At 61.7% G+C, this 10,930-nt stretch carries 9 protein-coding genes; 1 reads left to right on the top strand and 8 read right to left on the bottom strand.

Annotated elements, in window-relative coordinates:
- Positions 1-19: 19 nt before the first annotated feature.
- From metN to ACW5W4_RS15770, 8 genes are all read right to left on the bottom strand, one after another.
- Positions 20-1,063: a methionine ABC transporter ATP-binding protein MetN gene (gene metN, locus ACW5W4_RS15735; protein WP_408797294.1), complete on the bottom strand. Its 1,044-nt coding sequence runs from the start codon at positions 1,061-1,063 to the stop codon at positions 20-22.
- A gap of 251 nt (positions 1,064-1,314) precedes the next feature.
- Entirely contained in the window at positions 1,315-2,559 is a 1,245-nt protein-coding gene (locus ACW5W4_RS15740) for a tetratricopeptide repeat protein (RefSeq protein ID WP_456690010.1), read from the bottom strand.
- Between the two features lie 11 nt (positions 2,560-2,570).
- Positions 2,571-3,206: an energy transducer TonB gene (locus ACW5W4_RS15745; RefSeq protein WP_456690011.1), complete on the bottom strand. Its 636-nt coding sequence runs from the start codon at positions 3,204-3,206 to the stop codon at positions 2,571-2,573.
- 15 nt (positions 3,207-3,221) lie between these two features.
- A complete protein-coding gene (locus ACW5W4_RS15750) occupies positions 3,222-3,629 on the bottom strand; it encodes an ExbD/TolR family protein (RefSeq protein ID WP_041998428.1) in 408 nt (135 codons plus the stop codon).
- A gap of 64 nt (positions 3,630-3,693) precedes the next feature.
- Positions 3,694-4,221, bottom strand: coding sequence for a MotA/TolQ/ExbB proton channel family protein (locus ACW5W4_RS15755; RefSeq protein WP_427261502.1), 528 nt, complete (start codon positions 4,219-4,221; stop codon positions 3,694-3,696).
- A 10-nt stretch (positions 4,222-4,231) separates the two neighbouring features.
- Positions 4,232-5,605 (bottom strand): MotA/TolQ/ExbB proton channel family protein, encoded by a 1,374-nt coding sequence (locus tag ACW5W4_RS15760; RefSeq protein ID WP_427261501.1) that lies wholly within the window; start codon positions 5,603-5,605, stop codon positions 4,232-4,234.
- Entirely contained in the window at positions 5,602-6,366 is a 765-nt protein-coding gene (locus ACW5W4_RS15765; RefSeq protein WP_408797287.1) for a DUF3450 domain-containing protein, read from the bottom strand. Before ACW5W4_RS15765 ends, ACW5W4_RS15760 begins: the two co-directional genes overlap by 4 nt.
- Before the next feature lie 105 nt (positions 6,367-6,471).
- Entirely contained in the window at positions 6,472-9,078 is a 2,607-nt protein-coding gene (locus ACW5W4_RS15770) for a TonB-dependent receptor plug domain-containing protein (RefSeq protein ID WP_456690012.1), read from the bottom strand.
- A 750-nt stretch (positions 9,079-9,828) separates the two neighbouring features.
- Between ACW5W4_RS15770 and ACW5W4_RS15775 the strand changes: the two genes are divergently transcribed.
- The gene (locus ACW5W4_RS15775; RefSeq protein ID WP_427261499.1) at positions 9,829-10,854 is read left to right on the top strand and encodes an ABC transporter permease subunit; all 1,026 of its coding nucleotides are present in this window, start codon (positions 9,829-9,831) and stop codon (positions 10,852-10,854) included.
- Positions 10,855-10,930 lie beyond the last annotated feature (76 nt).

Genomic DNA, 10,930 nt, shown 5'->3' on the forward strand with positions numbered 1-10,930 from the left:
AGGGGCCGTGAACAGCGGACTAGTCATGGCGTCGGACATAACCCATTACCTCCAGCTGTATGTGGTTGTCGATGAAGAACTGTTGCGTGGCCTCGCACTGGGCCTCGTCGCCGAACACCTCGGCCAGCAGGAAGCCGAACTTGACCCCGCCCGCGTATTCGATGTCCGCCGCCAGTATGCTGACGTCTATGTTGAAGCGGCGGCTCGCCTCCGAGATGAGCGGGCTGTCGACGCTGGCGCCGGTGAAGCCGAGCTTGAGCAGCGGATAGCTGTCGGGGACCCGGGTTGGGGTCATCCTGTCCTGATACTCCTGGGGCACGTCCAGGTGGATGGTGGAGTGGATGAAGTCGCGGGCCAGCTGGGTCTTGGCGTTGCTGAAGAACCAGGCCACTTCCCCCTGTTCGATCAGGCTGCCATCGCTGATGATGGCCACCTCGTCACAGATCCCCTTCACCACATCCATCTCGTGGGTGATCAGCAGTATGGTCAGCCCCAGCTTGACGTTGATCTCCTTGAGCAGGGTCAGGATGGAGCGGGTGGTCTGGGGGTCCAGGGCCGAGGTGGCCTCGTCGCACAGCAGCACCTTGGGGGCCGGCGCCAGGGCACGGGCGATGGCGACCCGCTGCTTCTGCCCGCCGGAGAGCTCGGACGGATAGGCATGGGCGCGGGCCTCGAGACCCACCAGGGCCAGCAGCTCCAGCACCCGGGCCTGGATGCGGGCCTTGTCCCATCCCGCCAGCTCCAGCGGGAAGGCGATGTTGGCGGAGACGGTGCGCGAAGAGAGCAGGTTGAAGTGCTGGAAGATCATGCCGATCTGGCGGCGGGCCTGGGTCAGCTCGCCATCACCGAGGGCGGTCAGGTCCTGGCCATCGACCACCACCTGGCCGTCGGTGGGTCGCTCGAGCAGGTTGACGCAGCGAATGAGGGTGCTCTTGCCGGCGCCGGAGGCACCGATCACACCGAAGATTTTGCCTTGGGGTACATGCAGGCTCACATCACGCAGGGCGTGCACGGCGTCACTGCCTTTACCGTAGACTTTGTTGAGGGCATTCAACTTGATCATGGATTCTTCCGTGCCAAAGCCTTAAAGCACAGGGCGCTACAGGCGGGTAAGTTGGGCAGAGGTTACACTGGGTTTGCTCTGTCATCATGGTTGATGATGCTAAGATGTCTGGATGGCTATGTCAACGTGTGTTTTTACGTCTAGACGTCTAAAACCTGGATCTCCCTCGCCACGAACCGGCAATGAAAAAAACCGCTCCGAGGAGCGGTTCTGGTCATCTGGGCCGCGTCACGGGGCGCGTCCCCCTCGCCTCACTGGGTCTGGCTGTCCTGCGCCTGCGGGGCCTGCTCCTTGAGGAAGCTGATCCAGGGGGTGGCACGACCGCTGACCTGGCCATTCTGGGCGGCCTGGGTGAAGGCGGTGAGCGCCTCCTTGGGCCGGTTCTGCTCGAAGTAGGCCACCCCGGTCAGGAAGGTGAGGTCGGCTCGCTGCAGCGCGCTGGCATTGCCCGCCGGCTTGCCCGCCAGGGCCACCAGATCCTGATAGCGCTTGCTCTGGATCATCATGCGCGCCATCTTGAGCTGCAACTCGGCGTTGGGCGCCTGGCGGTAGGCCGTCATCAGGGTATCGATGGCCGGTTTGAGCTCCTTGGCCTGATGCCAGTAGTTGGCCAGGGTCTTGAGGTTGGCCACGCTGCGCTCCACCTTGCCCTCCTTCATGGCCTTCTCCAGCACGCGGGCGCCGCGGTGGGGAATGCCGGCGAAGGCGAGGTAGTTGGCCAGGCGCAGCAGCTCGGCCTGCTCGGTCAGCATGCCGAGCCGGTAGGCGCTCTCCAGGGCGGCCAGCGCCTTGGCATCATTGCCCGCCTGCATATACATGGCCGAGAGCTGGGTCCAGTACTTCTTCTTCTCCGGGAACATGCCCACCAGGGTGGTCAGTACCTCGGTCGCCGGCTTGTACTGTTTCAGCTCGTAGTGCGCCCCCATCTTGAGCAAATACCAGGACTCGGGGGCCTTGCCGGCGGAGAGACGGATGGCACTGTCTACCGCCGGAATGGCCTCCCGGTACTGCTTGAGTTGGACATGGGCGTTGGCCAGGGTGATGTAGGCATGGGGGGTGGGCTTGTCATCCTTGCCAAGGCTGGCAAACCACTGCTTCATGGTTGCCACCGATCCCTGGTAGTTGCCCTCGGCCATGTAGAGCTGGGCCAGGTTGTAGCGCACCTGCTGGGCCACGGGCTGGGGCAGGCCGCCGGTGGCAATGGCAGCGGCGAAATACTTGGTCGCCTTGCCATATTGCTCCTGCTGCGCCGCCAGGAAGCCCAGGGTTTGCAGTATCACCCCCTTGTCATAGACCTTCTCCCCGACCCCCGAGAGGGCATCTTGCAACTTGGCATTGGCTTCGCCGTACTGCTTGGCGGCGATCAGCTCCTGGGCCTTGTTGACCGCGCGGTAGGCGCGGTCGGAGAGGGCGGGTTGTTCGGCGGCCCAACTGGCGGTGCTCATCAACACGGCCAGGGCGACCGGGGCCAATATCCCCTTGTGTAACTTGTTCATCGCCACCTTCCTTAGTTGACCGCGAATTCGATCTCTTGCCGCATGCGACTCGCTTGCGGCTTGCCATCGACCATGGCGGGTTTGAATGTCCACTTGGCCACCGTCTTGCGCGCCTCCTTGCCGAGGTCATAGCTGCGGGGCTGCTCCTTGACCACGCGCACGTTGCTGACGGTACCCCGCTCGGTGACGGTGAACTCCAGCAATACCTTGCCCGAGGCCAGACCCGCGAGGGCGGCCTTGCGCGGCATCATGGGCTCGAAGGTGGCCAGGGGGATGGCGCCATTGTTGCCTCCCATGCCACCGCCGCCACCCCCTGTGCTGTAGGCGCCGAGGGCGTTGCCGCCGGCGATGTTGACCGGCAAGTCCAGCTTGGGCATGTCCATGGCCATGGTCTGCATCTGCGGCTTGTCCGGGCTCGACACCTCCATCTCGGGTGGGGGGGGCGGGCGCTTGGGCGGCGGTGGCTTGGGCAGTTCTCTCTGTTTCTCTTGCAGCGTCTCCTCGGGCTTGATGCGGATGAAGTCGACCATGCTGACGTCGTCTTGTTCCAGCAATTCCCGGCGCTCCTGGTTGACCAGCTTGTCCATTCCCCAGAACAGGCCGAATACCACCAGGAAGGCGGCTGCGAAGGATATCAGGTATCTCATTGGTGACCCCTGGCATCAGCCTTCTTTATTGGCGGCGATGGAGATGTTCTGCACCCCGGCCATGCGGATCTGATCCATGACTTCCACCACGATACCGGACCTGGATTCGGTATCGGCCTGGATCACCACGGCGCCCTCCGGGTTCTCGGCACGCAGCCGCTCGATGTTGGCACGCACGGCGCCCACCTCGACCTGGCGCTTGTCGACCCAGACCTGACCGTTCTCACGCACGGCCACCATGATGTTGCCCTTCTTGACCGTCTCGGCGGTGTTGGCGCTGGGGCGGTTGATCTCCACCCCGGCCTCCTTGACGAACGAGGTGGTGACGATGAAGAAGATCAGCATGATGAACACTATGTCCAGCATGGGGGTCATATCGATCGCCGCCTCGTCTGCGCTGCTCGCGCTGTGACGCTTTCTCATAGCAAAAACTCCTTGCTTGTACCGGGTGGCCGGGTCTGGCCCGGCCACCGCATCGTTCCCTGACTCAACCGTGCTTCAGGCTGTCTTCCAGCTTGTCCACCGCCAGCCTGCCCTTGTGCTCCAGCCGGCTGGCGAAGAACAAGCCGGAGAGGGAGGCCACCATGCCCGCCATGGTCGGAATGGTCGCCTTGGAGATGCCGGAGGCCATGGCCCGCGGCGATCCCGTCCCCGTGATGGCGAGGGTGTCAAACACCTGCACCATGCCAACCACTGTGCCTAGCAGCCCCATCAGCGGACAGAGGGCGATCAGCACCTTGATGATCGGCATCCCCTTGTCCACCGCCAGGGCCACCCGGGAGACCAGCTCGCGCCGGATCTGCCTGGCAGACCAGGATTGATGGTCATGGCGGGCCAGCCAGGTCTGCTGGGTGCCCTTGGCCTGCTGCGGATAGACGGTCAGAAAATAGATCCAGCGCTCGAGCAACAGGGCCCACATCACCAGGGTGAGGAAGAAGATGGCGACCAGCACATCTCCCCCCATCCCCAGAAAGCGCCGGATGGATTCCACTTCCTCAATCAACCAGAACCACATGGAAGACTCCTTACGCTGCGGCTTTGGAGGCGTGCAGGCTTTCCTGATAACGGGCCACGAACCCGGCGCTCTGCTCTTCCAGCACCTGGATCAGGCGACGGCTCTGGGTCTGTACCACTGTGTAGAGGAACAGCATGGGCACGGCGACCACCAGGCCTTGCATGGTGGTGACCAGGGCTTCGGAGATGCCGCCGGCCATCAGCTTGGGATCGCCGGTACCGAACAGGGTGATGGCCTGGAAGGTGGCGATCATGCCGACCACGGTACCCAGCAGCCCCAGCAGGGGGGCGACCGAGGCGATCAGCTTGATGATGCCCACCCCCTTCTCCAGGGTCGGCACGTTGCGCAGTATCACCTCGTCGAGCTTGGACTCCAGATCCTCTATGTTGTCGCCCTTGTGGCCCTGATAGGCGGCCAGCATCTCACCCAGGGGATTGCCCTTGATGATGGCGTCTGACTTCATCTGCTTGCGCATGGCGCCGCCGAGGAGGGAGAGGCGGGCGCCGCAGAACAGGGCGATCAGCACCCCCACGGCCCCCAGGGCCAGGATGACGTAACCGACCACGCCGCCCTGATCGATCCGCTCGGCCAGGGTGGGGGACTGCACCAGCAGGGAGAGGATCACGCCGCGGGAGGGATCCACATAGATGGGCTCGAGCCCGGCGCCACCCTGCTCGAAGCCGGCGATGAGGGAGGTCATCTTGCCGTCGGGCTGACGGGAGAGCTCCTCGAACTTGCCGGTCTCGGGGACGAAGTTGAGGTACTTGCCATCGGCGACCGTGTTGAACTCGCCTATCTGGGTGACGGTCTGGTCGGCCTGGCTCCCCTCGCCATAGACGACGGTGGCCGGGATCCGGCTCACCTTGCCGGCGTCTATCATGCGGCTGAGGATGGTGGTCCAGAACGCCTCGAGATCACCGCTGGAGGGCAGCTCCTTGCTCTCGGCCAGCCTGGTGAGCAGCGGGCCCTGCTCCGGGTATTCGACCCGCAGCGGCGAGGCGTTGAAGATGCCCTTGAACTCGCCGGCGAACTGGCGCACCACCCCGAACATCTCCCCCATGTTGCCGGAGCGCTGGCGCAGGGTCTCGGTCAGCTCGGTCAGCTGCTTGTCGTTGGCGTCGAAGCTGGCCTTGAGCTGATCGCCCTTGGCGGTTTCGGCGGCGAGATCCGCCTTGGCCTTGGCCAGCAGGTTGGCCTGCTCATTCTTGTCGGCCAGGAAGCGGGCCTCCCGCTCCTTGTTGAGCTGGGATTCGGTCAGGCTGTCGGCCTTGACCTGGCTCAGCAGGGCATTGAGATCCACCGGCTTCTCGGCGGCGGTGACCGGCAGGGTGAACAGGGTCGCGCCGGCTATCAGCGAGGCGATCGTGAGTCTGAGTCCTTTCATGATGCTTTCTCCGCAGTGTGAACCGGCAGCTTGATCAGGGCAGGGGGCGCCTGCTTCTTGGCGATACGAAGGCCTTGTTCAACCGCACTGCGATACTCCTGGGGCAGGGTGTCCCACTGGCGGGTCTGCTTGTTCCACACCCCTGTCTCCATGCCGTCCGGGGATTGGTAGAGCAGGGCGATGCGACCGACCCGCAGGAATTCATAGGTCTTCTGGGCGCCATCCTTGTCCAGGCTGGCCTTGTAGGCTTCTATGGTGCGGCTGAAGCCCTCTTCTATCTGGTAGGCTTCGAGGATCTTGCGGTACTTCTCCGAGATGGTGACGTCGGCCCGGTTCATGAGGTCGGTCAGGGCGGCGACCCTGTCTTCGCGCTCCACCTGCTGGAACGGCAGGTCCAGCGCCACGAACTGCTCGAGGGCGTCGATCATCTTGAGCATCAGCGGCACCACCTCGGTGCTGGTTTGATCTATCTGGGCTATCTGGCGCGCCATGGAGGCCAGCTCGCTGCTCTGGGATTCCACCATCTTGCCGACCTGCTCGTTGTAGGTGCGCAGGCTGTCGAGCTGGCGCAGGCTCGCCTTGTACTGGGCCAGGGCGGACTCCGCGCTGTCGGCGTAGTTGTCGATCTTCTGCTGGGACACTTTCGAGGCATTGTCGGTGGCGGCCTGGGCGTCTACCGCCTGACCGGCGGTGGCGGCACTCAGGTTGAAGCTGGTCAACAGAGCGGCCGATACCAGGCTGCCCAGGAGCGCTTTCTTCATTGTCATAGTCCTTGTTTTCATAGGATTACCCTATCTCCGTTACTTCCTTGGAATCTTGGGCAAAGCCGGCCCGGGGGCCGGCTTGTTGTCATGTCAGCAAAGGGATCAGAACTTCTGGGTGTAGTCGAGGTAGTAGATGCGACCGTCGATGCTGTAGACCTCTTCGTCGTAGGTGAAACCATCGCTCTCGAGGGAGGGGGTGCGATTGAACATGTTCTTCACCCCGGCCTGCAGCTTGCCGTTCCAGGGGGTATCCACGCCGACGTTCAGGTTCCAGGTGGTGTTGGAGGCGATGTGGCCCACTTCCTCACCCGTGTCGGCGATATAGTCCTGGCTCTGGGAGTCGATGTAGTTCGCGCTCAGATAGGTGTCCATGTTCCACCACTGGGGCACGTTCACGCCGATCCCGGTGTTGAAGCGCAGCTGCGGCATGCCGTTCTGGCCGATCTTGTCGATCTCGGGGCCGCCGGCGTACAGGCCTTCCTTGTACTCCAGGATGTAGGTGCCGCCGAAGTCGTAGCGCACGGTGGCGACATCCAGGTCGTAGTTGTAATCGAGCTTGAAGTCCAGACCGCTGGTGTTCAGATCCCCCAGGTTGACCATGGGAGAGATGACGTTGCGGATCTTGCCGTCGCTGCGACGCTCGACCAGGCTGGAGCCGCCGTTGTTCAGCTCGTCATAGATGATGGACTGGGTGGAGTTGAGCTGGATGACATCCTCGATCTTGATGATGTAGTAGTCCAGGGAGAGGTTCAGGTTGTCGAGGGGGCTGTAGCTGGCACCGAAGTTCCAGGTGTTGGCCGTCTCTTCCTTCAGATCCTCGTTGGAGGTGCGAGTGGTGTTGTACTGCTGGTTCGGGCAGTCGGCCGCCGAGATGCCGTTGTTCTGGCAGTAGACGTAATCCTTGGCCCAATCCGCGGAGAAGGAGTCTGCCGCGTAGAGATCCTGCAGGCTCGGGGCGCGGAAGGATTGCGACCAGGAGGTGCGGAACATTAGGTTGTCCAGGGGCTGATAGCGCAGGCTCGCCTTGGGCGAGAAGGCGCTGCCAAAGTCGCTGTACTTGTCATAACGACCGGCGATGCTCAGCTCGACCTCGTCCAACACCGGGATCAGGGTCTCCAGGTAGACGGCGGTGACGTTGCGATCGCCGCCGGAGGAGTTGCCGGAGGAGCCTATGATGTTACCCGCCTCGGACTGGGCGTCATATTTGTCCGCATAGATCCAGTCGTTGTACTCGGCGCCGGCATACCAGCTGACCGGGCCTGCGGGCAGCTCGCCCATGTCCCACTGCACCCCGGCGTACCACTGGTAGAAGTCCATGGTGGAGCGGCGGCTGGTGTCGGCGGCCATGGCGGCCGTGGTGTCTGAATCAAACTCGCCATTGACGAACTTGCCATCGGCCACGGCCTGCTGGGCGGCAGAGGCCAGCACATAACCGGTGCCGTTCTCCTTGTTGTCGGTCTTGGAGTACATGTAACCGGCGTTCCACTGCATATCGCCTACGGCTTCGGTGGGCAGGGTGCCCTCAAAGGCCAGGTTCAGGCTGCCGGTGGTGTCCGTGACCAGGTTGTCGCGGGGGCCGACGTTGTTGAAGCGGTAGTAGACGTAGGCGGCTTCCCCCAGACTCTGGGTGGCGGCGGCGTCCAGGCCGTTCTGGCTGTAGAAGTCGGCATTTTTCGGGTTGGCCGCATCCACGGTGAAGAAGCCGGCAGCCGGGGCGAAGCGACCGAAGCTCTCGACCCGGGAGGCAACGATCTGCGGCACGAAGTCGACGCTGTCGCTGATGTGGTAGCGGCCGTTGAGGTAGAGGGTGTCGCGGCTGCGGGAGGCGGTGGTGGCGGCCACCTTGCCGTAGTCATAGTTACAGCCGCCATCGAAGTTGGTGAAGGGCTCTTTGCAGGTGCCGTTGGCGTCGGTCACCCCGGCCAGGGGGCCGTAGCTCCACTGGGCATCGCCATTGCCATCGACGCCGGTGATCCCCTCGACGTTGCGGCCGTAGGCGCTCGGAGACTCCTTGCCCTGCTTGCTGAGATAGTCGCGATCCCGGGCGAAGATGATGTCTTTCTTGTCATGTTCATAGACGGCCATCAGGGAGCCCTTCTCCCCGGTGATCCCGGCCATCACTGAGCCGCTCTTCTCATCGCCCCCCTCTTCGCTCGGGCTGCCGAGGCGGCCCTGGAACTGCAACCCTTCATAGTCCTGCTTGAGGATGACGTTGATCACGCCGCCGATGGCATCGGAACCATAGATGGCGGAGCCGCCGTCCAGGTTGACTTCCACCCGCTCAACGGCGGCCATGGGAATGGTGTTGAGGTTGATGGCGGTGCCGCCCATGGTGGGGGAGCCGGCGACCCGCTTGCCGTTGAGCAGCACCAGGGTACGCTCGGAGCCCAGCCCGCGCAGGCCGACCGTGCCTTGCGACTGGAAGGAGCTGCCCGAGGCGGGGGAGACGCCACCGAAGGAGTTGTAGGAGGCTTGCTTGAGGTAGTCGGCCACCGTCTGCTGGCCGGACTGTTCTATCTTGGCCTTGCTGACGGAGACAACCGGGGTGGCGCCTTCGACGTCGACGCGGGAGATGCGTGAGCCGGTGACCTTGATTTTCTGCAGCTGTTCGACTTCCTGTCCCTCTTCTGCATGGGCAGAGGGGGCCGCCACTGCTGCGCTCGCCAACGCGAACGCGATGGCAGCAGAGATCCTGCTTTTCCTAAGCATCGCTTATATCCTTCCTGGTTGTTTATTGTTTGCTTCCTGAACCGCCCTCGTTGGAGCGGTGCGTAAGGCTTATCAAGTTTTGGCGGCGGGCGTCAATTGACCGCCCCTGGCTGGGGGAGTCAGGGTGGGAAGGGTGGGAATACCGAGTGAGTGGCGTTTTCTTGGTGAGATATTCTGGCTGAAAAACAAACCGCGAGTTAATGTTTTGTTAATTTCGCTTTATTCAAATTATCCGATTAATGTGGAACTTATTAGTATCGGCACGGTCTCTCTGTTTTTTATTCCATACTTTCCCTCTCTAACGACATTTTTATCTGCATCTCTGCCGTTCGCCCCTGGCCTTCGTCATGGCTGGTCTGATGAGCATGAATGGCCCCTTTTCTATATACCTGGAAATAACCAGGGGGAGGTCTTCTATTAAGATGATGAAAAACATCGTTTTTTGTTAACTTCCTGACGAAATGCAAACAATGTTTTAATGGGTTTAATCATTTTTTAATGCTGGATTTTTATCTTGAATTGGGTTTTTCAGAAAAAAGAGTGCAGTGATTTACGCTGTGGCGACAGTTTGGCGGAGGAGGGCGGTTATGGACTTCGTTTTACTTGATTTTTGTTGCAGAGGTTTTACAGTGGCCGAGCGGATTGTTTGCCAAATAGTCACTCAATCCAGCGAGTAATGCCAGGAAGGAGAGGCGAGTCACAGGAAATGACTGGCCACACAATAACAACAAGGACGAGGTTCAACCCACCATGCTGTCGTATTTCTTACGTCGGATGCTTTTGATCATCCCGACGTTTCTCGGTATCACGCTGCTGGTCTTCACCGTTACCCGTTTCGTGCCGGGTGGCCCGGTGGAACGCATGCTGCTGCAGGCGCAGGTCTCCCAAGGCGAGTCCGGACGCTCCAGTGGCAGCAAGGGCGCGCAGGCCCTCTCGGACGAGCAGATCGAGGAACTCAAGGCCTTCTACGGTCTCGACAAGCCCATGCTGATCGCCTACTGGGAGTGGCTGCAGAAGCTGGTGGTGCTGGATCTCGGCGAGTCGACCCGCTACTACGAGCCGGTGTGGGATCTCATCAAGGAGAGGCTGCCGGTCACCGCCTTCTTCGGCCTGGCCACCTTCCTGCTCAGCTATCTGGTCTCCATCCCGCTCGGGGTAGCCAAGGCGCTCAAGCACAACAGCCGCTTCGACTCCCTCAGCTCCATGTTCATCTACATGGCCTATGCGCTGCCCGCCTACGTGGTGGGGATCTTCCTCATCACCGTCTTCGCGTTTCATCTGGAGTGGCTGCCCATGGGGGGCTTCCCCGGCGATGACTTCGAGTACATGGAGAGCAGCTGGGACCAGATACGCACCCTCTTCGCTCACGCCCTGCTGCCCCTCATCGCCTATGCCATCGGGGATTTCGCCATCCTCACCATGACCATGAAAAACAGCCTGATGGAGAACCTGTCGGCGGATTACGTGCGCACAGCGGTGGCCAAGGGGCTGCCGTTTCGCAAGGCGGTCACCGACCACGCCATGCGCAACAGCCTGATCCCCATCGCCAGCCATCTGGGCAGCGTGCTCACCGTCTTCTTCGGCGGATCCTTTCTCATCGAGACCATCTTCAACATCGACGGCATAGGCCTGCTCGGTTACGAGGCCATCGTCGAGCGGGACTACCCCACCGTCATGGGGATACTGGCCATCACCTCCATGCTGATGCTGGTGGGCAACATCGTCTCCGACATCTGCGTCGCCCTGGTCGATCCCCGCGTACGGTTTGGAGAGTAATCATGAGTCAGATCTCTATTGCCATGCCGATGCTGATGTCACCCTATATCGTCTCCGATATCTGCGTTGCACCTTC

Source organism: Aeromonas crassostreae, from assembly GCF_054052445.1.

Excerpts from the sequence above, each read along its gene's own strand:
- ACW5W4_RS15775 (WP_427261499.1), top strand. The coding sequence starts at position 9,829 with ATGCTGTCGTATTTCTTACGTCGGATGCTTTTGATCATCCCGACGTTT.
- metN (WP_408797294.1), bottom strand. The coding sequence starts at position 1,063 with ATGATCAAGTTGAATGCCCTCAACAAAGTCTACGGTAAAGGCAGTGAC.
- ACW5W4_RS15770 (WP_456690012.1), bottom strand. The coding sequence starts at position 9,078 with ATGCTTAGGAAAAGCAGGATCTCTGCTGCCATCGCGTTCGCGTTGGCG.
- ACW5W4_RS15745 (WP_456690011.1), bottom strand. The coding sequence starts at position 3,206 with ATGAGATACCTGATATCCTTCGCAGCCGCCTTCCTGGTGGTATTCGGC.
- ACW5W4_RS15740 (WP_456690010.1), bottom strand. The coding sequence starts at position 2,559 with ATGAACAAGTTACACAAGGGGATATTGGCCCCGGTCGCCCTGGCCGTG.
- ACW5W4_RS15760 (WP_427261501.1), bottom strand. The coding sequence starts at position 5,605 with ATGAAAGGACTCAGACTCACGATCGCCTCGCTGATAGCCGGCGCGACC.
- ACW5W4_RS15755 (WP_427261502.1), bottom strand. The coding sequence starts at position 4,221 with ATGTGGTTCTGGTTGATTGAGGAAGTGGAATCCATCCGGCGCTTTCTG.
- ACW5W4_RS15750 (WP_041998428.1), bottom strand. The coding sequence starts at position 3,629 with ATGAGAAAGCGTCACAGCGCGAGCAGCGCAGACGAGGCGGCGATCGAT.
- ACW5W4_RS15765 (WP_408797287.1), bottom strand. The coding sequence starts at position 6,366 with ATGAAGAAAGCGCTCCTGGGCAGCCTGGTATCGGCCGCTCTGTTGACC.